The 26,206-nt window shown below is 52.4% G+C and carries 28 protein-coding genes and 1 other annotated feature; of the genes, 17 read left to right on the plus strand and 11 right to left on the minus strand.

Annotated features, from left to right (window positions below):
- Window positions 1-3 precede the first annotated feature (3 nt).
- Window positions 4-1,008, plus strand: coding sequence for a sporulation protein YunB (gene yunB, locus NSQ46_RS04425; RefSeq protein WP_144872631.1), 1,005 nt, complete (start codon window positions 4-6; stop codon window positions 1,006-1,008).
- 54 nt (window positions 1,009-1,062) lie between these two features.
- On the opposite strand, the gene NSQ46_RS04430 is transcribed toward yunB, so the two are convergent.
- Window positions 1,063-2,160 carry a M23 family metallopeptidase gene (locus NSQ46_RS04430; protein ID WP_342576362.1) on the minus strand — a complete coding sequence of 366 codons (1,098 nt, stop codon included), beginning with the start codon at window positions 2,158-2,160 and terminating at the stop codon, window positions 1,063-1,065.
- Window positions 2,161-2,451: 291 nt separating this feature from the next.
- Here NSQ46_RS04430 and lipA point away from each other — a divergent pair, with 291 nt between their 5' ends.
- Both lipA and NSQ46_RS04440 read left to right on the plus strand, forming a co-directional pair.
- Window positions 2,452-3,345, plus strand: coding sequence for a lipoyl synthase (gene lipA, locus NSQ46_RS04435; protein ID WP_007131951.1), 894 nt, complete (start codon window positions 2,452-2,454; stop codon window positions 3,343-3,345).
- A 37-nt stretch (window positions 3,346-3,382) separates the two neighbouring features.
- Window positions 3,383-3,904 (plus strand): YutD-like domain-containing protein, encoded by a 522-nt coding sequence (locus tag NSQ46_RS04440; RefSeq protein WP_342576363.1) that lies wholly within the window; start codon window positions 3,383-3,385, stop codon window positions 3,902-3,904.
- A gap of 88 nt (window positions 3,905-3,992) precedes the next feature.
- On the opposite strand, the gene NSQ46_RS04445 is transcribed toward NSQ46_RS04440, so the two are convergent.
- Together NSQ46_RS04445 and ylbJ are read right to left on the minus strand one after the other, a co-directional pair.
- Window positions 3,993-4,796 carry an NAD kinase gene (locus NSQ46_RS04445; protein ID WP_007131953.1) on the minus strand — a complete coding sequence of 268 codons (804 nt, stop codon included), beginning with the start codon at window positions 4,794-4,796 and terminating at the stop codon, window positions 3,993-3,995.
- A 64-nt stretch (window positions 4,797-4,860) separates the two neighbouring features.
- Window positions 4,861-6,099 (minus strand): sporulation integral membrane protein YlbJ, encoded by a 1,239-nt coding sequence (gene ylbJ / locus NSQ46_RS04450; RefSeq protein WP_342576364.1) that lies wholly within the window; start codon window positions 6,097-6,099, stop codon window positions 4,861-4,863.
- 403 nt (window positions 6,100-6,502) lie between these two features.
- Here ylbJ and NSQ46_RS04455 point away from each other — a divergent pair, with 403 nt between their 5' ends.
- Complete coding sequence (locus NSQ46_RS04455; RefSeq protein ID WP_342576365.1) at window positions 6,503-6,886, plus strand: globin; 384 nt, start codon at window positions 6,503-6,505, stop codon at window positions 6,884-6,886.
- A 41-nt stretch (window positions 6,887-6,927) separates the two neighbouring features.
- A complete protein-coding gene (locus tag NSQ46_RS04460; protein ID WP_028404779.1) occupies window positions 6,928-7,620 on the plus strand; it encodes a DUF2225 domain-containing protein in 693 nt (230 codons plus the stop codon).
- A gap of 152 nt (window positions 7,621-7,772) precedes the next feature.
- Here the strand turns inward: NSQ46_RS04460 and NSQ46_RS04465 are convergent, their stop codons facing one another.
- Window positions 7,773-8,003 carry a hypothetical protein gene (locus NSQ46_RS04465; RefSeq protein WP_007131957.1) on the minus strand — a complete coding sequence of 77 codons (231 nt, stop codon included), beginning with the start codon at window positions 8,001-8,003 and terminating at the stop codon, window positions 7,773-7,775.
- Entirely contained in the window at window positions 8,000-8,188 is a 189-nt protein-coding gene (locus tag NSQ46_RS04470) for a YycC family protein (RefSeq protein WP_007131958.1), read from the minus strand. The genes NSQ46_RS04465 and NSQ46_RS04470 overlap by 4 nt, the downstream gene beginning before the upstream one ends.
- Window positions 8,189-8,315: 127 nt before the next feature.
- On the opposite strand from NSQ46_RS04470, the gene NSQ46_RS04475 reads away from it, so the two are divergent.
- Window positions 8,316-10,109 carry a M3 family oligoendopeptidase gene (locus NSQ46_RS04475; protein WP_342576366.1) on the plus strand — a complete coding sequence of 598 codons (1,794 nt, stop codon included), beginning with the start codon at window positions 8,316-8,318 and terminating at the stop codon, window positions 10,107-10,109.
- A 234-nt stretch (window positions 10,110-10,343) separates the two neighbouring features.
- The gene (locus NSQ46_RS04480) at window positions 10,344-10,748 is read left to right on the plus strand and encodes a hypothetical protein (protein ID WP_007131960.1); all 405 of its coding nucleotides are present in this window, start codon (window positions 10,344-10,346) and stop codon (window positions 10,746-10,748) included.
- A gap of 94 nt (window positions 10,749-10,842) precedes the next feature.
- Here NSQ46_RS04480 and NSQ46_RS04485 read toward each other — a convergent pair whose 3' ends face one another.
- Together NSQ46_RS04485 and NSQ46_RS04490 are read right to left on the minus strand one after the other, a co-directional pair.
- Window positions 10,843-11,064 carry an alpha/beta-type small acid-soluble spore protein gene (locus NSQ46_RS04485; RefSeq protein WP_007131961.1) on the minus strand — a complete coding sequence of 74 codons (222 nt, stop codon included), beginning with the start codon at window positions 11,062-11,064 and terminating at the stop codon, window positions 10,843-10,845.
- Between the two features lie 248 nt (window positions 11,065-11,312).
- Window positions 11,313-12,293, minus strand: a complete 981-nt coding sequence (locus NSQ46_RS04490; RefSeq protein ID WP_341342409.1) for an aldose 1-epimerase — start codon at window positions 12,291-12,293, stop codon at window positions 11,313-11,315.
- Between the two features lie 180 nt (window positions 12,294-12,473).
- Window positions 12,474-12,726, plus strand: a binding site (T-box leader).
- A 58-nt stretch (window positions 12,727-12,784) separates the two neighbouring features.
- Between NSQ46_RS04490 and trpS the strand changes: the two genes are divergently transcribed.
- The gene (gene trpS / locus NSQ46_RS04495) at window positions 12,785-13,771 is read left to right on the plus strand and encodes a tryptophan--tRNA ligase (RefSeq protein WP_007131963.1); all 987 of its coding nucleotides are present in this window, start codon (window positions 12,785-12,787) and stop codon (window positions 13,769-13,771) included.
- A 64-nt stretch (window positions 13,772-13,835) separates the two neighbouring features.
- On the opposite strand, the gene NSQ46_RS04500 is transcribed toward trpS, so the two are convergent.
- Window positions 13,836-14,003: a hypothetical protein gene (locus NSQ46_RS04500; RefSeq protein WP_007131964.1), complete on the minus strand. Its 168-nt coding sequence runs from the start codon at window positions 14,001-14,003 to the stop codon at window positions 13,836-13,838.
- Between the two features lie 121 nt (window positions 14,004-14,124).
- Between NSQ46_RS04500 and NSQ46_RS04505 the strand changes: the two genes are divergently transcribed.
- The 3 genes from NSQ46_RS04505 to NSQ46_RS04515 all read left to right on the plus strand — a co-directional run bounded on the left by NSQ46_RS04505 (window position 14,125) and on the right by NSQ46_RS04515 (window position 16,331).
- Window positions 14,125-14,352, plus strand: coding sequence for an alpha/beta-type small acid-soluble spore protein (locus NSQ46_RS04505; protein WP_007131965.1), 228 nt, complete (start codon window positions 14,125-14,127; stop codon window positions 14,350-14,352).
- Window positions 14,353-14,637: 285 nt separating this feature from the next.
- Window positions 14,638-15,576, plus strand: a complete 939-nt coding sequence (cyoE, locus tag NSQ46_RS04510) for a heme o synthase (protein WP_341342408.1) — start codon at window positions 14,638-14,640, stop codon at window positions 15,574-15,576.
- A gap of 137 nt (window positions 15,577-15,713) precedes the next feature.
- A complete protein-coding gene (locus NSQ46_RS04515) occupies window positions 15,714-16,331 on the plus strand; it encodes an SCO family protein (protein WP_007131967.1) in 618 nt (205 codons plus the stop codon).
- A gap of 159 nt (window positions 16,332-16,490) precedes the next feature.
- On the opposite strand, the gene NSQ46_RS04520 is transcribed toward NSQ46_RS04515, so the two are convergent.
- Together NSQ46_RS04520 and NSQ46_RS04525 are read right to left on the minus strand one after the other, a co-directional pair.
- Window positions 16,491-16,838 carry a toprim domain-containing protein gene (locus NSQ46_RS04520; protein WP_028404785.1) on the minus strand — a complete coding sequence of 116 codons (348 nt, stop codon included), beginning with the start codon at window positions 16,836-16,838 and terminating at the stop codon, window positions 16,491-16,493.
- A gap of 408 nt (window positions 16,839-17,246) precedes the next feature.
- A complete protein-coding gene (locus NSQ46_RS04525; protein WP_342576367.1) occupies window positions 17,247-18,416 on the minus strand; it encodes an MFS transporter in 1,170 nt (389 codons plus the stop codon).
- A gap of 175 nt (window positions 18,417-18,591) precedes the next feature.
- Between NSQ46_RS04525 and NSQ46_RS04530 the strand changes: the two genes are divergently transcribed.
- The 3 genes from NSQ46_RS04530 (at window position 18,592) to NSQ46_RS04540 (ending at window position 22,494) form a co-directional block, all read left to right on the plus strand.
- Window positions 18,592-19,038 (plus strand): hypothetical protein, encoded by a 447-nt coding sequence (locus NSQ46_RS04530; protein WP_251535666.1) that lies wholly within the window; start codon window positions 18,592-18,594, stop codon window positions 19,036-19,038.
- A 125-nt stretch (window positions 19,039-19,163) separates the two neighbouring features.
- Window positions 19,164-20,309 carry a transglutaminase domain-containing protein gene (locus tag NSQ46_RS04535; RefSeq protein WP_341342406.1) on the plus strand — a complete coding sequence of 382 codons (1,146 nt, stop codon included), beginning with the start codon at window positions 19,164-19,166 and terminating at the stop codon, window positions 20,307-20,309.
- A gap of 139 nt (window positions 20,310-20,448) precedes the next feature.
- Window positions 20,449-22,494, plus strand: a complete 2,046-nt coding sequence (locus NSQ46_RS04540; RefSeq protein ID WP_341342405.1) for a penicillin-binding protein 2 — start codon at window positions 20,449-20,451, stop codon at window positions 22,492-22,494.
- Between the two features lie 148 nt (window positions 22,495-22,642).
- Here the strand turns inward: NSQ46_RS04540 and NSQ46_RS04545 are convergent, their stop codons facing one another.
- Complete coding sequence (locus NSQ46_RS04545) at window positions 22,643-23,107, minus strand: SRPBCC family protein (RefSeq protein WP_341342404.1); 465 nt, start codon at window positions 23,105-23,107, stop codon at window positions 22,643-22,645.
- A 167-nt stretch (window positions 23,108-23,274) separates the two neighbouring features.
- Here NSQ46_RS04545 and NSQ46_RS04550 point away from each other — a divergent pair, with 167 nt between their 5' ends.
- Genes NSQ46_RS04550 through NSQ46_RS04560 form a run of 3 tightly spaced genes read left to right on the plus strand, consistent with a single transcriptional unit; the run spans window position 23,275 to window position 26,187 of the window.
- Window positions 23,275-24,021: a Cof-type HAD-IIB family hydrolase gene (locus NSQ46_RS04550; RefSeq protein WP_341342403.1), complete on the plus strand. Its 747-nt coding sequence runs from the start codon at window positions 23,275-23,277 to the stop codon at window positions 24,019-24,021.
- A gap of 7 nt (window positions 24,022-24,028) precedes the next feature.
- Window positions 24,029-24,508 carry a DUF456 family protein gene (locus NSQ46_RS04555; RefSeq protein WP_342576368.1) on the plus strand — a complete coding sequence of 160 codons (480 nt, stop codon included), beginning with the start codon at window positions 24,029-24,031 and terminating at the stop codon, window positions 24,506-24,508.
- A gap of 53 nt (window positions 24,509-24,561) precedes the next feature.
- Entirely contained in the window at window positions 24,562-26,187 is a 1,626-nt protein-coding gene (locus tag NSQ46_RS04560; RefSeq protein WP_342576369.1) for a polysaccharide biosynthesis protein, read from the plus strand.
- Window positions 26,188-26,206: the final 19 nt, after the last annotated feature.

Genomic DNA, 26,206 nt, shown 5'->3' on the forward strand with positions numbered 1-26,206 from the left:
AGTTTGAGACGAAAGAGATGGGGAAGCAGGCGTTTATCCTTTCCGTCCCTGTCATGGCCGAAACCACGCCGAGCGTTCAAGCCGTCCAGGAGAGGGTTCCGGGCGGTACCGCCGCGAAGCGGGGGCCGTCCACAGGTCGCTAAGCGGCGCAGCAGGAAGAAATGGTGGCTTATCGCGATCGTGCTGATTATCTTTGGAATTACGCAGTTTTTTATGCATATTGAACGGAATCTCAGGCCGCCGATCATGCATCTTGCCCAAATCCGGGTTAAGCAAATCGCCACGGAGGCAATCAATAAAGCGATCACTTCCCAGGTAACGCAAGGCCAGGATTTCGAGAACCTGGTGAATTGGAAAACAGACAGCAGCGGTAAAGTGACGGGCTTTATGCTGAATTATGCCGAGCACCTGAAAATTACGTCGCATACGACGCAGGTTGTTCAGCAAACGCTGGATGATATCCACAAGCGGAAGGAGCATATCCCGCTGGGCCAAGTGCTCAAGAGCCCGATCATCGCCTCATTCGGTCCCCAGATTCCGCTGAAAATCGAGCCGCAGGGAGCGGTAAAGGTGCAGCTGGACACCCGTCAGCAGGGAGCCGGGATCAATATGATTCTAGTCGAAGTGTTCGTCCATATCGTGACCGAGGTAGCGGTGGTCGTCCCGTTCGATATGGAGCCGCAGACCGTTGAGACCGATATCCCGATCTCCTACCTGCTCGTTGTCGGGGACGTGCCTATGTATTACTATGATGCACAGGGAAAAGCCGTCGGCGAGAATAAAGCGAGCGCGCCAAGCATTGCGATCCCTCCGCCTTCCTCCAATGAAAACAGCGCAAAGGAGGGAGAGCCGCAAGGAAGCACCGGAGATACGCCGCTCATTACGCCGCCGTCAGGCAGCACGAGTCCAGGCGCTACATCGCCAGGCTCGACTCCTGCACCGGGGGAAACGCCTGCAGGGGAATCCGACAGTCCGGCCCAGCCCGAAGGGGGAGGGACGGGACACTAGGGCAGCTGAACGAAGCAGCAGGCTCTTATCATACAAAACGCGTCCTGAAGAGCTTCAGGAACGCGTTTTTTTCTTGGATCTTTTCTCCTCCAGCTCCCAGCGCTTCAGCAGGGGATAAGGGTCAAAGGCCCATTCGGTGTGGCCGGTATCCCGGTAGATGCCGTAATGCAGATGCGGAGGGAATTTTCCCTGGGTGCCCGGCTTGCCGTAACCGGAGCTGCCGACCCAGCCGAGGGTCTGTCCCGGCTTGACCACATCTCCGAGGGCGATGCTTTTGTCAAAGCCCTGCAAATGGGCGTAATAATGATAGTGATTGTTCAAATCCCGAATGCCGATGCGCCATCCGCCGTATTTGTTCCAGCCCTTGATCTCCACCACGCCATAGCACGTGCTTCGCACGGGAACGCCGTGAGAGGCAAACAGATCGGTGCCTTCGTGAACCCTTCTTCCTCCCCAGTTGCGCCCCATACCGAAGGTGCTTCGGTAGGAGTAATTGCTTTTGACGGGAAGCGGGAAGGCATGGTCGAACAAATCCAGTTTGCCGAAGGTTTCATACAGCTTGGCATACTGCATAACCCGCTGGACGGCCCGGGTGTTCTGATAATAGGACCATAAGCCGATGCTGAAGTCATCGGCAGCATGGCCATACGGGGCCAGTCTAGCCGCGACGGTATAGAGCAGGTCCATATCATCGTTAGGATCGGCTTTACCATCTCCGTTCCCGTCAAGACCGATACCCGAGAACACGCTGATGGACATCGGATCGACGTCCTCCTGATCGGGATTTAACGGTCCTGCCCATCTGGTAGGAGGAATGAAGATGCCGAGGGTTCGTTCGGGATGCTTTCGATCCCTGGGATGAACCTGGGTCAGCGTTCGTTCATACTGATCAATGGCCGCGAGCCGGTACCAGGGAATTTGGGTTACAGCGGCAACCTGGTCGTATAAAGATTTCCTGGCGGCGTATACCGCTTCAGCATTGCCGCCCGTGGAGCTTGACTCGACAACTGCATGGGACGGCTCCGAAGACTTTATGGGCTCTGCGGCATGTACCGTTCCTTGTAAACAGCTGATCGACGTAATGGAAGCCACAGCTGCAAGCATCCCCCGGCGCAAAGCGCGGCTTGAGCATATCAATCGCATGATCCTCAATGTGTTCTTCACCCCCTTTTTAGACTGTTGTTATTGAGGGTTCTTGTACGCTTCGAAAATCGGCGTGCACCGGCGATGCGAAGCCTATAGACAGATGGTGCCCGCCGGTCGGATAGGAATGCCTACACCGTAGGGTGAATCAAATCAAGGATTTTTATCCATGCCGTACGTAGATGAATGTTATATCGATGAGGACAGGTAATATGATGGTTTTCATGATATAATATGGAACAGTTAACGTGAGTTTATGAACTTTAGGCAAGATCAAACCAACGAAAGAAGGTATTTTCTTTGTCCAAAACCAAACAGCCAAAACCCGACTGGATTCGAATTAAGCTGACAACCGGCGATAATTATAAGGAAATCAAGAGCATGATGCGGTCCAAAACGCTTCATACCGTGTGTGAAGAGGCCCGCTGCCCGAATATTTACGAGTGCTGGGCGAACCGTACCGCGACGTTTATGATTCTGGGGGATATCTGCACGCGTGCTTGCCGTTTTTGCGCGGTAAACACGGGGCTTCCGACGGAGCTTGACCTGCAGGAGCCGGAGCGTGTGGCCGAGGCCGCCGAGCAGATGAACCTCCGGCACTGCGTCGTGACAAGTGTAGCGAGGGATGACCTGAAAGACGGAGGCGCGTACATATTCGCCGAAACGGTGAAAGCGATCCGAAGACGCCTTCCGCTATGTTCGGTTGAAGTGCTGATCCCTGACTTTATGGGCAGCGAGGAATCGCTGAAGATTGTTATGGATGCGAAGCCTGACATTTTGAACCATAATATCGAGACGGTTAAGCGAATGTCGGATCGGGTACGGGCTAAAGCGAAGTACGACCGTTCCCTCCAGTTATTGAAGAATGCCAAAATGATGCAGCCGGATATTCCGACGAAATCGAGCATTATGCTGGGTGTCGGTGAAGAGTGGGATGAAATTCTGGAAGCGATGGATGACCTTCGGGCCGTCGATTGCGATATTATGACGATCGGCCAGTATTTGCAGCCGTCGCCTAAGCATTTGAATGTGGAAAAATATTATACGCCTGAGGAGTTCGCCATCCTGAAGGAAGAGGGAATGAAGCGGGGCTTCAGCCACGTGGAATCCGGTCCGCTGGTACGCAGCTCCTACCATGCGCACGAGCAGGTGAAATCGGCTGCACGGAGCAAGGAAGAAACGGTTCAGTCTTAATCCAGTCTCAGCGTGTTAGAAAGGCAGGGATGCTGTCATGATCATTATCGGCAACAAAAGCTATGAATTGCTGAAGGACTACCGGAACGGATGGAATCTGGAGGCTTTCCGGGATCGGTACAGCGAGGTACTGGACCGGTATGACTATATTGTGGGGGATTGGGGCTACAATCAGCTACGGCTAAAAGGCTTCTACCGCGACAACCATCCGAAGGCCGCCAAGGACTCCACATTCTCCAGCATGTCTGACTATATTAACGAGTACTGCAATTTCGGCTGTGCCCATTTCGTGCTCCAGAAGACAAAGGAGCATAAGGAGCATAAAGAGCCGAAGGACCGGGAACCCCGGGATACAGTAGAAGTTAAGGAAGTCCGGCCTGATGAGGAGAATAGAGGAAACAAGGAGGCCGCACAGGACGGAGCGGTGAAGAGCAGGAAGGACGGCCGGGACCGCGAAGTCCGGGAAGCGAAGCGGGAGCAGCGCGAACAGCGTGATCAGCGCGAGCCAAGGGAACCGAGGGAGAAGGGGCCGAAGGCTCCGAGGTCCGCTACTTCATGAATCCCGTTTTGACTTGAACTTTATATCCTAATAAAAAAGATCGGATCTCTGCACCAATGGACAGAGGCCGATCTTTTTGTATGCTTGATTAACCAAGAAACGCATCGCGCACCCGGTTCCAGAACGGAAACGGACGGTATCGGGCAAAGCTGACCTGCTGCTCCGCCACCTGACAGCGAACGGAGATAAGATCATCGATCGAGATATTGATATGATCAATCGTAAGCAGCAAGCGCTGCTCCTTGCGCGAAAAAATATCACAATGATGATGCTTGGGCAGAAGAAGCGGCGAGCCGAGCGTTCGGAAGATTCGGTTGTTGATCGAGGCAATCTCCGCGATCTGCAAGGCATCGATCGAGGGATGCACCATCGCGCCTCCGACACTCTTGTTATAAGCCGTGCTGCCGGATGGGGTGGATACGCAAATGCCGTCTCCCCGGAACATTTCAAAGGTTACATCATTAATGTCAATCTGGGCGACGACCGTCCCGTCAACGCCTTTGAGCGTAAACTCATTCAGCGCAATATAAGATGAAGTCCCTGACTTCTTATGGATCTCCAGTTGTACCAAGGGATACTTGACGAGACGCGGCTCCACGGCTCCCGTCTCTTTAGTGCCGCTCATATGATCAATAAGTTCGTTCAGCTCGTCAGCTTTCCAGTCTGCATAGAACCCTAGATGACCGGTATGAACACCGACGAAAGCCAAGTCAGGTATACGGTCAATAAAGGTATGAAATGCGTGCAGCATCGTACCGTCTCCACCGATCGAAACGACAATCTCGGGAGATTCTGCATCCAGCACAAACCCCCGCTGTTCGGCCAGCTTGTGAAACTGCTGGGTCAGCTCAACAGACAATGGGTCACCGCGGTCCAGAACATAATATCTCAAGTTGATAAGCTCCTTTGTAAGGTTATATAAAGATGATAATCAATCTTAGAGAATAACACAATGTTCACCTAGGGATTTTGCGGATTTTTTGATGCAGGCCCCTGATCAGACGGATCAGCAACGAGCAAGCGATCATCGTGCCGATCAGTAAGGAAAAGGCCGCCATAATATGGGTATACCCGCTTAAGACAGGAGTCGAAACAGCAGAGGGATCCATCCACGCAGGCATCGAAGTCCCCATCACGGTCTCCCACAGCAGGATGACGGCCGAGGCCGCTATAATCCCGTGGATCAGCCGCGCGACGGCAAACGGGAAGTATCGTAAATTGGTAGAGTTCAAAATGCTGACGATTTGCGCATGAACGGACAATCCCCCCCATGACAGGATAAAAGCCGCGGCCGCAGCCTTGTAAGGCAAGGGGATGAAGGAACCGGCCTCCCCGGCATAACGCGCCCCGAGCGTTACCTCAAAGATGCCGCCTACCAGCGCGGTCGACAGGGCTTCCGGCATCCCGATCAGCGACAGCAAAACCTTGATCAACTCGGTGAAGCTTATAACCACACCTGCGCGGGTCCAAAGCTCCAGAAAGACGGAAAAGAATACAACAAGCCCTCCAACGACAATAATAAGCTGAAGGGAGGATTGAATCGCTTGGCTTACCAAGGTGCCGAGATCTCGTCCATCCTGCAGTCTTGCGGCATGCATCGCTTGGAACGCGGCCTTGATCCGTCCCGGCTTCCCGCCTGCGATATTCAGTGTGTCTTCACCGGAATGGTCGGCGGATTTGCGTCTGCCGTGAAACCGCATCAGCAGACCGACAACAAAGCCTCCGCCATAGTGGGCGATCGCAAGGATCAAGCCGATCTTCGGGTCATGGAAGAAGCCGACCGATACCGCGCCAATCAAAAAGATCGGGTCAGACGAGGTGGTGAAGGCGACAAGACGCTCGCCTTCCTCGCGGTTCACCATGTTCTGCTCCCAAAGCTTGGCCGTGAGCTTAGCGCCGACCGGGTAACCCGATACATAGCCCATCGCCGCAACAAACCCGCCTGCCCCGGGTATGCGAAACAGCGGGCGCATCAAGGGATCGAGCAGGGTGCCGACCAAATGCACAACCCCGAATCCCAGCAGCATTTCCGATATCACAAAGAAGGGGAACAGGGATGGAAACAGCACATCCCACCAGATGGAGAGGCCCCTGAGAGCAGACTCCAGAGCAGCCTTCGGATATATAGCCATTAGAACGATCACGCTGGTCAATGCCATTACCAGCAGCAGCCAGCCCGCTTTTTTCATGGTCATGTAATCATTGCCTCCTGGCATCGAAGAAAATTCGCAGATATAGGTCTTTTCTAAAAATGTATGCCGGGATTAGGACAAACAGTCTAAAAAAACATGAGTAAGCGGTTTCAAAATTGCTTTATTTTCCGGAAACATGTGCTATAATAAAAAACATCAAAGCACATCTTTCGTATTATGTTTGGATGGAGTGATGATCATGAGCATAGTCGCAGGTATTCTGGTATGCGCCTTCGTTTATGTTATACGTGCTTCTCTCGTCCAGAGTGAAGAGGATTGGCGCAGTTATTAATAGCATTTAGAAGGGGCTCCCGTTGGGGTGCGCCTTTTTTTGTTGTTTTTTGCTATAATAGAGAAGTGCATCCATGTCGAAAATTATATATATAGATGGGAGACCTGAACGGGTATGAATCCGCATTTTAGCATCTATGATAACCTCGGGGGGGCCGAGGGGATCCGGTCTTTAGTCGAGGCATTTTATCCGAGAGTTCAGCAGAACGAGCTGTTGGCACCGTTGTTTCCGGAGGATATTGAGCCGGTAATGGAGAAGCAGTATATGTTTTTAAGCCAGTTTTTCGGAGGCCCCGCGCTCTTCTCCGAAGCGTATGGTCACCCGATGATGCGGGCAAGGCATCTCCGATTCCCGATTACGGAGCGCCATGCCGAGGAATGGCTCCGCTGCATGGAGGGGGCTTTGATGGAGATCGGCGTGGACGATGAGCTCCGTGAATTTGTGCTGCAGCGTCTGTCCGGTCCTGCCCACCATTTCGTGAACACGCCCCTGGACTAAGGCAGGATGAGAGTACACAAGGGAAGGGATGGGAAGCGAAGATGAAATTGGAGCCCTTGTATTCCATCAAGGTGCAGTGTATCCACTGCGAGCATGAGTTTGAAACCTCGAGGGTCCGGCCCAGCTTTAAAAAGGCTTATCGGACGGATACCGATTTTTGCGCGTACTATAAGTCGGAAAATCCCGATTACTATGTCGTCAGGATCTGCCCGAGCTGCGGATTTGCCTCCACGGAAAATTCCCTGATCAAGCTGAATGACAAGCAGAGGTCGGCTTTTCAGACGCAAATAGCATGCCGATGGGAGAGCCGCGACTTCGGAGGCCGGCGCAGCCTTGAGGAAGCGCTGGAGACGTACAAGCTCGGCTTGCTCTGCGCGCAGATCATCGGGGAACGCGAGCGAATCATCGCAAGCTTGCTTCACCATATTGCGTGGCTGTACCGCTACCAGGAGAATCAGGAGCAGGAGAGGCGCTTCTTGAGGTATAGTCTTGAGTCCTATATCCGTGTGTTTGAGCTTGAGGGAGTAGGGGCCAATGACGCAAAGCTGCTGTATCTCATAGGGGAAATTCACCGAAGGCTGGGACAATACCAGGAGGCGGTGCAGTGGTTCGCAAGAGTGGTTCAAGACCAGAAGATTGTGGATGCTGCAATGATTCGGGCTTCCAGGGAGCAGTGGCGGGTCGCTTCCGAACAGCTGAGGGAAGAGAAGGGCCACGCACTGGGAGCGGAGTAGCCGCTTCATCCAGAGGAACGAAAGCCGGCTGAAAGGCGCATGCCTAGAATCGATAGGCCAGCTTGGAGCTTGCCGCGCTCCGGATGCATCGGACTTACGGGGAGCAGGGATATCGACTCAGAAGGGTAGAACCAAGCGGCCGGCTGTCGTCATTAGCGGAGCCGCTGGTCTGTGAGCAAATAATCGATGTCGCTGTCGAGCACGGTTACCCGGTTGTGGCAGCAGGGGAAGATCAGCAGCTTTTTCTTGCCTTCCCTGACGCTAATCAGCTCCTTGGGCTTCATGGGAAGAAGAACATTGTCTGTCCCGCAGAAGGGGCATGTTTGTACATATACGTCATTACCGACGACATCATAGGGCCATGTGTTTGAAAAAGGTATCATGAGTTCTCCGGACGACCCTGTTCGCTCTTCTGCTCCGACTGCGGCTCTGCCTTATCGTTCTTCGCAAGCTCGGCGATCTTCTGCATCAGGATATGCTGCGGCATATGCATAAGCTGCTCCAGCGGAACGCCCAGCTGCTTGGACAAGGTTACCGCCGTCTCTGGTGAAATTTGTAAAGGTCTCATCGCTTATCGATCCTCCAGCAGTAATTTTAATATATATAGTTATACACTTTTCACGTCGTTCATACAAATATGAGCGTCAAGCTGGAAGAAAAAAACTCACTTCATTTTTGAAAGGCGGACTATGGATATGACACTTCAACAGACCTGGAATTTAGAAACCATTTTCCCGGGAGGCTCCTCGTCTCCGCAGCTGGCCAGCTTCCTGGAGACGCTGGAGAAGGATATGCAAGCCCTCCAGCAGGATGTTAAAAGCCTCTCCGTGCCGGATTCGATCGAGGGCACAAAAGCATTGGAAGCCTTTTTGGAGCAGTTTCAGAGCTGCTATGCCCGTGTACGGGAAGCCTCAGCATTTGTAAGCTGCTTGACCGCACAGAACGTAAACGATAAAAAAGCCGTTCAGCTGTCAGGGCGGGTCACCTCGCTGTCGGCTACGCTCCAATCCGTGAAAAGCCGGTTCGATAATGTGCTTCGCGGCATGAACGATGAGCTCTGGACGGCGTGGACAGGCACCGGGGCTGCGTCCAAGCTGGACTTCATCTTGAATGAGAGCCGGAACCTGGCGAAGGAGAAAATGAGCCCTGAGCTGGAAAGCCTGGCTTTGGCGCTCGCCGTTGACGGCTACCACGGCTGGGGCGAATTTTACGACACCATCGTCAGCAAAATTCAAATTCCTTACGAAGAGAACGGCGAGACCAAGCTGCTCTCCGCCGGACAAGCCTTTAACAAAATGCACGATCCTAACCGTGAGGTACGGCAGTCGATGTTTGAGAAATGGGAGGCAGCATGGGGCGCAGCGGCGGACTACTGCGCAGATACGCTAAACCATCTGTCCGGCTTCCGGCTGAAGCTGTATGAGAACCGGGGCTGGGACGATGTGTTGAAAGAGCCGCTGGCGATCGGACGGATGAGCCGCGAGACGCTGGATACGATGTGGGCGGTCATTCAGGATACGAAGCCGGTGCTGGTGGAGTATTTGAATCGCAAGGCGAAGCTGCTTGGTCTTGAGGGGCTGTCCTGGACTGACGTGGATGCGCCGATCCGCACGTCCGCAGCCAAAATTTCTTATGACGACGCGGCAGTTAATATCGTAGAGCAGTTCCGCAAATTCAGTCCGAAGCTGGCGGACTTCTCCCAAATGGCGTTCGATAAAGGCTGGATTGAGGTTGAAGACCGTCCCGGCAAGAGACCTGGCGGCTTCTGTACTTCGTTCCCGGCCAGCGAGCAGACGCGGATCTTCATGACGTTTGGCGGAACCGCCTCGAACGTGTCGACACTGGCACATGAGTTGGGACATGCTTACCACCAGTTCCTGATGCGCGGAATTCCTGTGCTCAACCAAAGATACGCGATGAACGTCGCCGAAACCGCTTCGACCTTCGCGGAAATGATCGTATTTGACGCGATGGTGAAAGGGGCGTCCAGCGAAGAAGAGAAGCTGGCATTGCTGGAGGAGAAAATTCAGAACAGCGTTGCATTCTTTATGAATATTCATGCAAGATTCCTGTTTGAGACCCGTTTCTATGAGAAGCGGAAGAGCGGGCTGCTCAGCGCCGAGGAAATTTCGGACCTCATGGTGGAGGCGCAGAAAGAGGCCTATTGCGACGCATTGACATCTTACCATCCTCATTTCTGGGCATCCAAGCTGCATTTCTATATTACGGGTACACCGTTCTATAATTTCCCGTATACATTCGGCTATATGTTCAGTACCGGCCTCTACGTTCGTGCCCTGCAGGAAGGTCCTGCTTTTGCTGAAAAATACGATGCGCTTCTCCGTGATACAGGCGTCATGACGGTTGAGGATTTGGCGAAAAAGCATCTGGACGTCGATTTGACCCAGCGCGATTTTTGGCAAAGCGCGGCGGATTTATGCGTATCGGATATCAGACAGTTTCTGCAATTAACCGACCATTTGGCATAAGGTGTCGAATGCTTCGCGGAAATACGATGAAAGAAGCTCCTTGCGGGCTTCTTTTTTTGTCGTAAAGGGGAGAAAAATGCCGGAAGATACAGAAAAGCTTTTAAATAATTGTGCAATTTTAGTAATATATACCCAATTATGTTGAATTATGTTGATCAGGCTTTTCCATTCCCTTATAATGAGTCATAAGCCCTAATATTAGGGAGGATTTACTAATAAAGGAGGGGTGATGATATGGTACAATTGGATCAATTATCGCTGGCTAGACAGTTGGATATCGTGTTTCGAGAGCTGGAGGAAGAGTTGGGAGGGTTAACCTCCGGTACGGTATTTGTACAAATACGAAATAATATCATCGGTAAATTCGGTATCCGGCACAATCCGTTGGCCGGGCGAAACGGGGTTATTGCACCTTGTGAGGAGGGGCTAAGCGAAGCGCAGCAGTATTCGTTTCGGATGATGGCGCTTGAAAGCCTAAAGCATAAGCGGCATTGGACACACGGTGAAATCAGTTACGAGTTTATGGTGCGGCAAGGCATGGTTGTGGTGGATGCAATTCTCGAGTCGAACTACAATATGGCGAGCTTAATGATACGATATCCCCGACATACATATCCCGAAGCTGCTTCGAAATCATGAAATTATTATTTGTTCATACCATATAACGGCGAAAGAGGCGATCTTTGGGGAGAAGATCGCCTCTTTCTATTATGGCTGGAGGGAAGAGATGCGATTACAGGTTCGAACGACCCGATAATTGCTGCTCAGCCAGTTGTACCAGACGCTTAGTGATGTAACCTCCCAATGAACCAGTTTCACGGGAAGTGTAGTTACCCATGTAGCCGTCTTGAGGAAGAGTTACACCCAGTTCTTGAGCAGCTTCTACTTTCAGTTGTTGAAGAGCTGCAGTCGCTTGAGGAACCACCAGGTTGTTAGAAGAACGTCCTTGAGCCATGTCATGTCACCTCCTTTGAGATTGTATGAGGATATTATGACCTGAAAGATAGGGGTCTCATTCGCCATCAAGGGAGATACGGAGCTGGTAAAATTAGGGGGGGCGGGCATTGAGCCACGATTATGGAGGATCACAAAAAAACAGCCCTTCAAGATCGAAGGGCTGCCATTCTATCAAGCAGTAAGTATGTCGCTTCTGACGATTCTTCCAATAGGATCAAGTCCGTTTAAATGCGATCGGTTGCGCCATTAGTCGAAATTTGCGCCATGAAGAACACGGATGCGGGTTTGCAATTCAACGGATGCTCCAGCCTCGAGATGAATCAGGCCAGTCTCGGCGCTCGACAGGTTCAAGTTGGGTGCATTTGGAAGCCATGTGTAAGGCTCGATGCACAGGAACTCTTCAGCTTGGCCCTTCGTATACAGCACCCAATGCTTAAAATACTGACGATCGGCCGAATAATGGATCTCATAACCATCGTCCCGTTTGAGCAGGGCAAGGGCAGGCTTGCCTTCCGGTATTTTCAGAATCGTGTCCAGATCCGTATCCTTCAGATTTAATCCGGTATTGAGGCCTTCGAGATGCCCCAGCGCCGACGTACCACCTGTCGGAATCAGCTCGTTATTAAGCGTATAGATCGAGTCGACAGGCACTTCAAGCGACCATCGATGAGGTTCGCCGTCGAGCAGGAACCATGTATGATAACCCATGCCGACTGGGGCGGGTTGTTTGCCGGTGTTCGTTATGCGCAGATTTTGGACCAATTCGGTTCCCTGGAGTCGAAAGTTCATTTCCAGCTTCAGGGGGATCGGAAACTGCGACATCCATTTCGGATCATCAGAGGTCACGAACTCTGTCGAAACCGCACAGCCTTCATCATCCTCTTCAATATCGCTTACGCACCAAGCTTGGGTCCGGTGCAGTCCATGGATATGATTATCGCCTGCCGTATTTTGGTCGAATTGATACGTTTGGCCGCCGTATTCGAACCGGCCTTTGGATATCCGTCCCGGCGGAATGAGCATCGGGATGCCGAAGTGGTACGGCTTTTGGAGATAGAATGCAAGCTCGCTTTCATCCGGCCTTCGGAGGATTTCACGCTGTTCTTCGATGTCTTTAATCCCAATCACGTTGTTACCTAGACGAGGGAGGAGAGTCACTTCGAGACGGCCGCTGTTTAAGATATAGGTGTCGTAACCATTCCACTGGCCTTTGGTCACTTGATTCATATCGATGCTCCTTTACTAACAAAAATCATGGTCTGGACGATTAACCACATCATAACAGATTTTTAAGCCTCGCGTACAACAAAAGCTCGAAATCGCCGGGGGGCATGCCTTCGCAGGATCTTGGAATTGACAAGGTGGTGTAAGAGATTTATTATTGCATGTAATAGTGATCAATGATGATTGAACACGATGACAAGGACAAGTAGGCAGATGCGGTCGCTCCTTCAGAAAGCCGGTGGCTGATGTGAACCGGTGGAGCCGCTTTGCTGAATGGACCTTTGAGTGCTGAGCTGAACAGGATAAACATGAACCGTGTTAATTCCTTAATATGCCGGCCGGGTATTCTCCGTTACAAGAATGGAAGGCTGCAGCTGTCATGCGTACGATGCTGCTGCGGCGAATAAGGGTGGCACCACGGTCTCACGTCCCTTGCGGATGTGGGGCCTTTTTTTGTTGGATTTATGAAAGAAATAGAAATGGAGGACTATGAAATGAAAACCGTATTATCCGGCATTCAACCAAGCGGCAACTTGACGCTGGGCAACTATATCGGAGCCATTAAAAATTTTGTGAAGCTCCAGGATGAGCACAATTGCTACTTTATGGTCGTGGATTTGCATGCGATTACGGTGCCGCAGGAGCCAAAGGCGCTCCGTGAGCGTTCGGAAATGGTCGCGGCATTGTATGTTGCGGCCGGCATCGATCCGGCAAGAGCGAATATTTTCATGCAGTCGCATGTTCCGCAGCATGCCGAGCTTTCGTGGTTGATGACAACGCTCGTGCATATGGGCGAGCTAGAGCGCATGACCCAGTTCAAGGATAAGTCGGAAGGCAAGGAATCGGTGGGGGCAGGTCTGTTCGTGTACCCGGCGCTGATGGCAGCCGATATTTTGCTGTATAATGCCGACCTCGTTCCGGTTGGGGACGACCAGAAGCAGCATTTGGAGCTGACGCGTGACTTGGCCGGACGGTTCAACCATCGCTTCGGGGAGTTCTTTACCGTACCGGAGCCGTATATTCCGCAAGTAGGAGCTCGAATCATGTCGCTGGACGATGCATCTAAAAAAATGAGCAAGAGCAGCCCGGTTGAGGGAAGCTATATTGCCATGCTGGATACACCCGACCAGATTCGCAAAAAAATTAGCCGCGCCACAACCGACTCCGGTACCGAGGTTGTTTACGATCCTTCAACGAAGCCGGAGGTCAGCAATCTGATGAGCATTTATTCGGAATGCGCGGGCATTTCCTTGCAGGATGTGCAGCATCGCTTTGAGGGGAAAATGTATGGTGCGTTCAAGAAGGAGCTTGGCGAGGTGGTTGTGGCTGCGCTTGAACCGCTTCAAAAGCGATATTATGAAATTCGCGAATCCGGAGAAATTCACGACATTCTTGCAAGAGGGGCAGAGCAGGCACGCAGCAAAGCCGCCCAAATCTTGGACGGCGTTAAGGATAAGATGGGCTTTCTGCCTGCGAAATAATTGCTCTATGCACTTTGGAGGCAAACGCTTCGGCGCCGAGAACCCGACTTAATGAAACTTGATTTTAAGACGGCTTGCGCTTGGACTTGATGATAAAGCCCCAGCCGATGTTAAGAATCGACAGAATGCCAAGTCCGATGGCAATCAGCCAGTTCGTGCTGATCATTATTGCGCAGGCGGTTAGAAGGACGATGGACGAGACGGCAAACCATAGGGATAGACCTTTGCTCATATGAAAAAAAACCTCCAACATAAAAAATAAAAAACTACGTATAAGGCTGCGAGATGAAGCCATAATAAGTTTGCAAGCTTGCACTGGAATAACAGACATTCAGTGAAGGGAGATATTTAATATGGCACAAGGTCGTTCCCGCAGCAACAATCTGGTTGTACCTCAAGCAAGACAAGCACTGGAGCAGTTGAAAATGGAAGCTGCTCGCGAGCTGGGTGTGACTATTCCTCAAGACGGATACATGGGCAGCTACACATCCCGTGAAACCGGTTCTTTGGGAGGTTACATCACGAAGCGTCTGGTACAGCAAGCTGAACAGCAACTTTCGGGTTCTGGACGCACACTGTAATTTCTTCTCATAAGGGACTTACCGCCCGGGGCGCTATAAATGCGCTCCGGGTTTTCATTTGCTTCTTGGCGAACGTCCCCGGACCCGGCGCCATACATAGTCAAATTGTGCCTTAAACAACGCCATAACGTCAAGGAAATATCCTTGGCAAATGTCACTGAATTGTCATATAGATACACCGAATTCCGAAGGATTGCTAAACACTTTTTACTAATGATATGATAAACTTTATAGCGGAGGCAGTACTTCCTCCATAACGACAGATACAAGGAGGAACGTTTACACGTGGGTAATCACTTGAGATATCAGGCTCCTTCAGAATCCGCAGCACTGGCTTCCGCAGCGCCTGCACCTCCCGAACAAGCGGGGACTTGGAAAGATTTTATAACAGTGACCAAACCCGGAATACTCCGGTCTAATTTGATAGCAGCATTTGCCGGATTTTGGCTGGCGTCGCGCTGGGACATCCAGTTCGGACTGCTCGCGATGACATTGCTTGGAACTTTGCTCGTAATGGCATCCTCATGCGTGTTTAACAACTATTTCGACAGAGAACTCGATATGAAGATGGAACGGACGCGGGATCGTTCTCTTCCAACCGGACGGCTGACGCCGAAGGTTGTTCTTTGGTATGCCATTATACTGGGTGCATTGGGACTAGCGGTGCTGTTCCTGTTCTCCGGCGTCCTTGCGGGGATCTTCGGCGCGGTAGGCATGTTCGTTTATGTCGTCGTTTACACGCTATGGCTGAAGCGCACCTCGACATGGAGCACATCCGTCGGCGCCATCTCCGGCGCGATGCCGCCGGCTATCGGCTATGTGGCGGTATCGGGACAGGTAGATATGGGGGCAGTTCTGATCTTTGCACTGCTCTTCCTATGGCAGCCGCCGCATTTCTGGGCGCTCGGCATTCGACGGGTAGAAGAGTATCGTGCAGCAGGGTTTCCGTTGCTTCCGGTCGTCAAGGGCATCAAGCGTACGAAAATTCAGATGATCCCTTACCTTGTCCTCCTGCTGCCGATTCCGATTCTCATGTATGTATACGGATACGCAGGCATCTTCTTCCTGGTTATCGGTCTGCTCCTGGCGATTGGCTGGCTCTATACGGCTTTGAAGGGATTCACGGCGAAGGATGATGAGGCTTGGTCGAAGAAAGTATTCATCTTCTCGATCAATTATTTAACGCTCAGCCTCATTGTTCTAATCCTTAATACGACCTTCTAAGATTTGAATAATCAGGCCGGCTATGGTCGTTAGGTCGGCGGATAGGGGATTACGTAGCGGTCATAACGTTCAGTATGCAGGACAGGCATATGGTTCCATAAGAATCAGGCCGGGAAGAAGGGAGAAGAGCAAGGGGAATGAACGCATTCAAGCGCTATAAATGGACTTGGATTTTGCTGGCCGTCTGCGTAGTCGCGGCGGTGTACCTCGTATACAACTCACTGGGATTCGGGAAGGATAAACTCCCGGTCATTCGTGAAGTCGGCAGTTATTCCATGGAGAATGTCGACGGCAAAACCATCACGTCGGAGGATACGAAGGGAAAGGTTAAGCTGATGTACTTTTATTTCACCAGCTGTCCGGACGTTTGTCCGGTTACGACGCTGATCCTCTCGCAGATTCAGGAAGAGCTGAAGAAGGAAGAGCTGTTTGGGGGCGAGGTGAACTTCGTGTCCATTTCCTTTGACCCGAAGACCGACACCAAAGAAAAGATCAAAGAGTTCGGCGACCGCTTCAATGCTGATTACAGCGGTTGGTACTTTCTAAGGGGAGACCAGGAAGAAACACGGAAGCTGATGCAAGATTCCTTTAAAATCCCGCTTCTCGGCAACGATTCGACGAACTTCACCCATGGTAACTCCATCGCTCTGGTGGACCGGGATAACAATATTCGCAAAATGTATAATGCCGGCGTTCCGTCGGATGTAAAAACAGAGGATATCATTCAAGACATCAAGACCTTGATTAAGGAATAGGACTTATCCGACAATTCGAATAGAGGAAGCAAATACGGCGGCGCAGGAGAATCATCCTGACCGCCGTTTCTTCTTACTTGGGAAGGAGAGCCGTATCCGAAATTCGAAAATGGAATAGGCTGCAAGCTTCGAAAATCCCTTTTATAACAGGGGCTAGGGCTAGTATTCTTCAGGCGGCGGGTAGATGATGAATTCCTCCAATCCCGCTTTTTCCAGCTGGGCAATTAAATATTCATCTGGCGTGCCCTCTACGCCTGCGTACCCGCGGCGGGTGTAAATCTGCTCGGCATCCGGGAATGCGTCGCGCAATATCCCGCGAATCCTTTTGCCGGAGCTGTCGTTGTCCATGAACAGATACACCTCCTGATCGCGGACCTGCTTTTGCAATGCGTCAAGCTTGGCGCTGTTCAACGTACCGAATGTGCATAATATCGTAATATCGGAGGTTAGCAGCCGGCGGAGACGGCTGCGGTCGTTCTTGCCCTCGACGATGATAAATATTGACATGCTGTTCACCTCTGTCATGATACGGCGTAGCTTGGCAGCATTCCCCGGGAAATGTTGGCGTTCTGGTCGAAAGATGTATATATAGTGTAGCTTGTTTACCGCCGTTCATGCAAAACAGAAAAATGCGGCCTTCCAGCAGGAAGACCGCTTCAGTAAAACTCATGTATTCTAGTAGAAACAGCTGCTCAGGATAATCACGAGAAGAATATACAGAACCAGAATCATTCCTACCGAATTTCCATATGCCGGTACATGACAATGTTTATGATGGACATGACTCATTTGTTTTCACCCCTTGGTTAAATGTCCGTGGTCAGTTGCCACACTGTATTCTATGTCCATTTACCCAATAGGATTGTGTATTGGCCCACTTGATGCGGTTTATGGAGCCCATATCCGTGATGTTTATCAGAGCGGTGATACCGGTGTCGTCTCCGGTGCCAAGGCGGCCGAAGGCTCGACACGTTTCTGATGCGGGAGCAGAAGGAGAACGGTCATCAGCATAAGAAAGGCAATAAAATAAGGCGATACGATCGTCCGCAGCTGCCCGGCTGCAATCGGGCCGACAAAGGAACCGAGCGACATGGCGATGGACTGCAGCGAGAATACCCTCCCGAGCCGGGTGCCCCCGCTCAGCTCAATAAATAGCGATGATAAGGCAGGGAACAGCAGGCCTTTAGACAACCCTAATACAAATAAAGTAACCGTCAACGGCAAATGATCAGCAGCGGCCAGCAAATAAAAGCTGATGGCCAGGCCAAACACGCCGGCTGCTACCCGGGCCCGAGGGGGATAGCGGTTCAGGAAAAGCATGCTCAGGGTAATAAGCGCCCCCAGGCTGATGACGGAGAAGAGCAGTCCGGTTGACATGATGCTTGCCTGCCCGCTGTCACGGAGCGGAATCTCAAAGAACAATATGCCTTGGGAGCATGCGATGACAAACGGGAACAGATAAAGCCGAAGGCTAAAGGGCAGCCGGGTTGTTCCCTGGTTAGGCTGGGCTTTGGCTTCCTTCTTGCCGACTGTCTCTGTTGCCTGCCTGGGGAGGCTAAGAAAAGCCATGATTCCCGTAAAGATGAGAAGCCAGCCGAGGCTCTGAAAGGTGCCCGAAAATCCGGTGTTCGCTACGATAAAGGCTCCGGCTGCAGGCGAAAGAACGGAAGCCAGGGTGTGTACAAGGCCGTGCCCGGACATGTATTTGCCTTGCGTCACGGGATCTTTGGATAAGGATGCGAGCAGGGCAAGACATGCAGGTGACAGGAAAGCCAGCACAAAGCCGCTGATGGAGCGGAGCACAAGCAGCTGCCAGGGAAGCTGGACATGGGCCTGCAGCAGCAGAATGATGCCTGCCGCAGTCAGGCTGAAAATAATGTAGCGCCGGCTGCCGTGCCGGTCGATCAGGCCGCCGGCAATCAGATTGCCCGGCAGATGGGTCAGGGCATAGATGCCCATCATCCAGCCGATAAAGGCCGGAGCGGCCCCAAGCGAGATGGCGAACGGCGTGAGCACGGGATATTGGGCGTGCAAATCAAAAAACGCCAGAAATAAAAACATGTATAGCCATAAAGCGGTTTTCAATATGGCACCCTCCTATCCGGCAAAAGATCGTTATGATACTACTTGTACGCTCCAAGGGGCAGGCTTATACCTCTTAGTAAAAAGACCCGGTTGGCTGACAGCATCCTTGGGAATCATGTATAATTAAAAAGACGGCCGTCAAACCGCCGTTTTATTAGCGACGGGAGTGAAGGATATGGATACGCAAGTATGGATGGAGTTTCTGAAGCAGAACTGGCTCGTTATCGCAATCGCGTTAATTATTCTGTTTGTCGTTTTGAATGTGGTGAGAACGGTCATCAAATGGGCGATCGCCGTCCTGATCATTGTAGGCCTATTGGTCTATAGCGGAATATCGCTGGACAAGATCGGGGAGGTTGTATCGACGGTAAAGGATGAAACCATCGATACCGTCAAGACCGAAGCGCTGAATTTGATGATCAAGGAAGCGAAGGAAGCAAAATATACGTCGAATGGAGACGGAACCTATTCCATTACGGCTCCGAACCTGGAGTTGAAGGGCAGTACCGGCTCCAGCGAAGTTGAGGTAACCTTTCGCGGGGTAGCGGTAGGAAAGTGGGACATTAACGACACGATCCGAACCTTTATCAATGATGCCAAGAACAATACGGATTCCAAATAACGAAAGCCAATTCATTTAAATAATGGTGCAATCAGACCCGGAAGCCGATGTGGGATGCTAAAGTATCTTGCCCGCTCATTTGCAGCCGGGTTGCACCAACATCATTGGGAGAGGGGGAATGCCGTGTGATGTCCGCATGGATCGATAGTGTGCGAGACGGAAACGGAATTACCGTTTTGCTGCTGCTGATTGTGGCCTTCTCCATGATACAGGGGTGGAGACGGGGAGCTTCCCGCTCCGCCGGGAAGCTGGTTTCTTTTCTGGGGGACGCCTTGCTCCGGATCGGAGGTCTGGTGATATCCATCCCGTTTACGTTGTGGCTGTCGCCAAAGGCCGGGGAATGGCTAGGCACGATCTCCGCTTTACCGGACCGGGAATTGCGGTTCTGGGAGCAGGTGTATTATACGGCGGTGAAATCGCTGGCTGATTTTCCGCTCCTAAGATTTGCGGTCCTGTTTATGATTAGTTACGGATTGATCGTATTTATGCTGCGGCTGCTGATCTCCCTGATTTTCGGAGGGGGAAGCCTGTTCCGATCCGGGAGGGAAACATCCGCATCGCTGCCGAGCCGGCTGGCCGGCACCGGCATCGGGGTGCTGATTGGTGCTGCACGCAGCATGCTTGTCATTGCTGTGCTGTTCGTGTGGGTCAGCCTCAATCCGGATCATGGATTCAGCCGTTATGTCGAGGCTTCCCCAATATATTCGCAGGGAGCAAGGGCAGTACTCGAGCCATTGTCGGGATCGCTGGTACGGGAACAGCTGCCGGTCTTCGCCCAGTCGGTTCAAGATGAACTAAGCGGCATCATGGAGCGGAAATACGAAGTGATCGACCACCGGATTCCGGAGGGGATCGAGCAGACGGCGGCGCATGTGGTCAAGGGGGCTTCGACCGATGAAGAGAAGGCCCGCAAGCTTTATGATTGGGTCGGCAGCCGGATATCCTACGATCATGAGAAGGTTCGGCTCTATGAAGAGCAGAGGATTTGGAAAGAGCAGACGCCGCAGGATACGTACGATACCCGGCTTGGCGTTTGCATTGATTACGCCCGGCTGTATGCGATGATGGCGCGCTCACAGGATTTGGACGTGCGCGTCGTAACCGGGCGCGGCTATAACGGCCAGGGCGGCTATGGGCCGCATGCCTGGAACGAAGTGTACTTGAGCGAGGAGAAAAAGTGGGTTCCGCTGGATCCGACATGGGCCCAGAGCGGGGACTGGTTTAACCCTCCGCGATTCAATGAAACGCATATTAAAGAGAGGGTATTTTAATAGCGAATCGAACCAGGGGCGGACCCAAGGCTAAGGGGTCCGCCCCTTGTGAATTCGGAAATTGTCATCCGGATGAAGTGGGGAGGCTTTTTGTGATAATATAGGTTTAGGTAATGTGCATAAAAGGGGAGAAGCATACGTGAGAGGGTTTAGGCCGGATAAACGCAAACAAGATGAGGGAGATGCCGGCAGTCAGTTTAATCTGCGAGTCAACCTGTTCTTTTTTAGCACGTTTATTATTTTCTGTGTCATCATTATACGTTTGGCGATTCTTCAATTCGTGGAAGGGCCTGAGCTGAAGGAAATGGAAACCGGGGGTCAGATCAAAAACTTCCCGCTTCAGCCGATCCGTGGAAGCATCCTTGATGCATCGGGCACGCCGATAGCCTACTCAACGCCTTCCCAGGCGCTGTATCTTACGCTGATGAAAGATTACAGCAACTCCGACCGCGGTAAGAAGAACCGGCCGGAAATCGAGAAGCTGGCGCAAGAGATGGTGGATGTCTTCAACCGGTACGGCGATCCCAAAGCCGAGAAGATGACCGTGGAAGATGTCATCAAAGCGATGGATCTGAACTTTAACAAGCAGCCGGGGTACGAACCTCGGCGAATTAAAGCCAACCTGTCCTCGAAGGAAGTCGCCTATTTCATGGAGCATAAATCCCAGTATCCCGGCGTCGAGATCGTGGAGGAAAGCGAGCGAAAGTACAGCGAGGACCGAATTGCGGTACAGACGATCGGGTATTTAAGGGAGTTTAAAGGTCAGAAGGATTTGGATAAGTACAAAGCCATTGATCAGAAGAACAAAACCCAGAAGGACCCGGGTCTGATCTATTCGGAGCAGGAGAAGGTCGGTGTCGACGGGCTTGAAATGATGTTTCAAGATGAGCTGCGCGGCAAGAACGGCTATATCAATATTCCGATCAGCCCGCAAAATATGGCCAACGGCGTGCCGACCATGGTCCCGCCGCAAAAAGGCTATAATATCCACTCGACCATCCATAAAGACATTCAGCTCGCCGCGCAGCAGGCGATTATTGACCAGCTGAAATGGCTGCACACGAATCCCGTATCGGGTAAGCTGCATACGAATGCCAAGACGGGGTATGCGGTAGCCATGGAAGTGGATACGGGGAACATTGTTGCCATGGCCAGCATTCCGGATTATGATCCGAATGTATGGGAGACCGGAACGGATGACTGGGATTCGGTCATGAATCATTACCGCAACGGAACCATATGGCCATACAGCTCGGGACGTTCAGGCAACAATCTGGAATCGACCGTCCTGCTCGGCTCCACGATCAAGCCGCTGAGCGTATTGATCGGACTGAATGAGCATTTATTTGGCCCGAACGATTATTATCCGGACCAAGGGGCGGCGTACTTCGGTAAGGATAACTCGAGGGTCTACAACTCCGGCAGAAAGGCGAATGGATCAATCAATGCGCGAAAAGCTCTTGAGAAATCCTCCAACGCCTTCATGGTCGATTGGGTCGGGGAGAAGCTGTTCAACAAGTACGGCTCCAAAGCCGTCGAAGTGTGGGACGGATACATGAAGAAATTCGGGCTGGGCGTATCCACTGAATCCGGCCTGCCGAACGAGCATAAAGGCATTATCGAGTATACGAACATCGAGCAGGCGGGCAGTTATCTGGCAGCGATGGCTTACGCTTCCTTCGGCCAGTCCGGGAAGTACACGACGCTTCAATTAGCACAATACGCAACCATGCTTGCAAATCAAGGTGCGCGGATTAAACCTCAGCTTGCCAGCAAAATTGTGGACCAGAACGGCAAGGTGGTCAAGAAATTCGGACGTGAAGTGCTGAATCAAGAAAAATTTCCGCAGCAGTACTGGAATGAAGTGATTCAGGGGATGAATACCCAGAATCTGCGGGCGTTTGAAGATTTCCCGTATGATTTTGCCCGCAAAACCGGTACGTCCGAGCAGGAGGTTTATAAGAACGGACGTCGTGACGTCGTTGACAACGGCGTGTTTATCGCCTTTGCTCCTCGCCAAAATCCGAAGCTGGCGGTTGCCGTCGTCATTCCGGAAGGCGGCTTCGGTTCCCAAAGCGCGGCTCCGGTGGCACGTAAGATCTTCGATGCGTACGATGAAATCTACGGCCTCGACGGCACACCGCATCCGAAGAACAAGGATGAGCAGGAAGGCAACGGAGAATAGGCATAACGAAAAAGAAGGCAGCTTTCAAGCTATAAGGGCTTGGCTGCCTTCTTTCTGTTTATCAAGGGAATTGAAATCAACCGGCAGTTGTATAACATTTTACGTATTTGAACTAACTTCCGATGATTGGTTCAACTTATAGATATAGCTATACGTGGGCATCCGGCGCCTTATCTGCAACGAGATTCAAGACAATGCCGAATTCAAGCAGCGCCTTCAACCCGCAGAGCACCATCGTGTATCCTCCCATCGAATCGATGGCCTGGCGGGTAATATCCGCATCCGTCCCTTCGAATCCGGAATGGATAATCGTCACGAAGGTGCCGTCCTCGCTTCGAGGCACGAACTGCCATTCCGTCGTCGTGCCGTCCGACGATTGGATAACAATCCGGCGGCTGTTCTCCAGCTCTTTGACGAGGATCGTATCAGATACGCCGTACATTTCCCAGTCCCAACGAATTTCTTTACCGGCTTCCAGCTTGCCGGTGGATCGGGTGAACCAGAACTTGGTCGTGATATCCGGATCGACAAAGGCTTCAAAGACCTCGGAAACCGGTTTGCGGATCAGCATTTCGGCTTGAACGGTAACAGCGGAACTCTGGGGTGATTTCATGGGACACGCTCCTTATTCAGTATAGAGTTTCCAATAGGTTAGCACATTATAGCGGACTTGACTTCTTATTCCTTGCTCATTTGTCCAAGCGTTCGGTTTTGAGCCCGTACCTTTTGTGGTAAAATGTCGTTATGCTTATCGTGTGACTAGATTAGGAGGCTTAAACAATGAATCGTAAGTACCGATTGCTGGCTTTAGATATGGATGGCACGCTGCTTCAGGACGATCATGAAGTGTCGCCGGAGACTGTCCGTTGGATCAAGGAAGCGGTTCGGCAAGGCATCCATGTCTGCCTGTCCACCGGACGGCCGTTTCAAGATGCATACCCGTACGCGAAGCAGCTCGAGCTGACCACCCCGATGGTAACGGTCAATGGCAGCGAGGTGTGGCGTGCCCCGTATGAGCTGTACCGGCGTTCTCTGCTGGACAGCAAGCTTGTTGCAGAGATGCATGAGCTTGCCGTTGAAACCGGGGCCTGGTTCTGGGCGTATTCTGTAGAGAGATTGTATAACCAGGAGAGCTGGTGCGAGGATGTTGAGAATCAGGAGTGGCTGAAATTCGGCTATACGGCGGAAGACGACGAGGTTCGCCATCGGATCCTGATGCGGCTTCAGGATATGGGGGGACTGGAAATCACCAACTCCTCGCCGGTGAATCTGGAGATCAATCCGTTGGGCGTCAACAAGGCGACAGGGATCAAGCAGGTATGCGAACTGCTCGGTCTTGACATGTCCCAGGTTGTGGCCGTTGGCGACAGCTTGAACGATCTGGCCGTCATCCAGCAAGCGGGGCTTGGCGTTGCCATGGGCAATGCCCAGCAGACGGTCAAGGATGAGGCGGACCTTGTCGTGGCGAGCAACAATGAGAACGGAATTGTGGAAGTGATCAGGGATCATATTTTGATCGAAGGGTGATTAGCGGATGGACGTATTAGGCTGGATTATTGTGATCGCACTGTTCATCATCGGGATGGCCGGTGCGATCTACCCGATTTTGCCGGGGGTTATCGCCATTTATTTGGCATTGTTCGTATATGGCTGGTTCTTCACGTTCGCCCATTACGACGCATGGTTTTGGACTATCCAGACGATCATTCTGGTTGTGCTGTTCATCGCCGACTATGCGGTCAACGCATGGGGCGTGAAGAAGCTTGGCGGCTCGAAGGCCTCGATATGGGGGAGTACGATCGGCCTGATCATCGGCCCGTTCGTCATTCCGGCATTCGGTCTGATCATCGGCCCGTTTATCGGCGCCTTTATCGGGGAGCTGCTGGCGGGCTCGGGAGCGGGCAAGTCGATGAAGGTCGGACTCGGTTCGGTGCTCGGCTTGTTCAGCAGCATCGTGGTGAAGGTCGTATTGCAGCTTGCGATGATCATTGTGTTTATCATTTGGGTGTTTTAAGCCGGCGCGAGGGTGCTTAACAGGCGCTATTGGAGGAGAAAGAAGGTAAGGAATTGTCTAAGAAGGAATCATTCATAAAAGGCACGATTATCCTGGCCGTGGCGGCGCTGGTCGCCCGCGTGCTGGGACTTGTGCAGCGGGTGCCGCTGGAGCACATGCTAAACGATGTGGGGGATGCTTCCTTCACGATTGCCAACAATGTGTATTTGATGCTGCTGACCGTCGCTACGGCCGGTATTCCGAGCACGCTCAGCAAAATGGTTTCTGAGCGGCATGCGCTGAATAAGCCGGCCGAGGCTCAGCGCGTATACCAAGCGGCGCTGATCTTCGCCGGAGCGGCTGGCGTTGTCATGACGCTGCTGCTGTATTTCGGAGCGCCGTATTACGCGACCCATGTCGCGGAGGTGCCGGAATCGGCCGCAGCCATTCAGGCGCTGGCTCCGGCGTTGCTGCTGTTCCCCGCCATCGCCATGATGCGGGGATATTTCCAGGGCCGGAACAATATGTCGGCCGGCGGGATTTCCCAAATCGTGGAGCAGATTGCCAGAGTGCTGACGGCCATCGGCCTAGCTTATGTCCTGCTGCGGTTGGGGTATGACGATACTTGGGTAGCGGCTGGAGCCTCCTTCGGCGGCGTGCTCGGCAGCGTCGGCGCCTTCGCGGTCATGCTGTACTTCGCCGCGAAGCTCCGCCGCAGCGACCGGGAGCAGAAGCTGCCCCCGGCAGACCGTTCGATTCCGCTCGGTGGCATCTACAAGGATATTTTCAAGTTATCGATTCCGATCGTGTTGTCATCTTTGGCGGTCCCGGCGGTCAACTTCATTGACGGCTCCATCGTCAAGCCGCTCCTGACGGGCGAGATTGGCGCGGCGCAGGCGACCGAGGCGCTCGCCGTTCTGGGAACACGGGCGCAGAGTGTGGCGGGCATCCCACCGATTCTGGCCATTGCCCTCAGCACATCGCTGATTCCGATCATATCGGCAGCGTTCGCGAGACGTGACCAAGAGCATCTGGAGCGCCAAGTAACGCTTGCCATGCGGATCGGGATTTTGACCGGCATGCCGGTGGTCATCGCGCTGGGAGTAGCGGCTTACTCGGTGAACGGCCTCTTGTTCAGCTCGCTGGGCGGCAGCGGAATCATCGCATTTTTGACGTTCGGCACCATTTTCCAGATTACGATGATGACGACGAACTCGATATTGCTCGGCATCGGAAAGGCCAAGCTGTCCATGATTCACGTGATGATCGGCGTTGCCGTCAAGCTGGCGGCCAGCTTCCTCCTGGCTCCCTTGTTCGGCATCTATGGCATCATTGGAAGTACGGCGCTGTGCTTTCTGGTCATCACGCTGCTTAACATCCGGTCGATTAAATCGATCGTATCGTTCTCGATATTGGGAAGCCGCTGGCTGGGATTCCTTTGCACCGTCGTAGCAGCGGCGGGAATCGGTTACGGCTTGAACCAAGCGGGCATCCAACTGGTTGAGGTGATCCCGGCACGATTGGCATTCCTGTTCACGTGCGTCATTGTCGGAATTGCCGTCGTCGTGATTTATCTCGTGCTGCTTGTCGTGTTCGGCGTCATTCGCCAGTCCGAGCTAGGCAATTATCCGCGTCCGCTCCAGAAGGTATTCCGCCCTCTGATGAGGCTGGCGCCTTCACGGATGCGGGAGCGGGGATAACTTTGCGGTTATGCACTTT

The sequence above is a fragment of the Paenibacillus sp. FSL M8-0142 genome, from assembly GCF_038597315.1.
Classification (GTDB): domain Bacteria; phylum Bacillota; class Bacilli; order Paenibacillales; family Paenibacillaceae; genus Paenibacillus_AQ; species Paenibacillus_AQ lactis.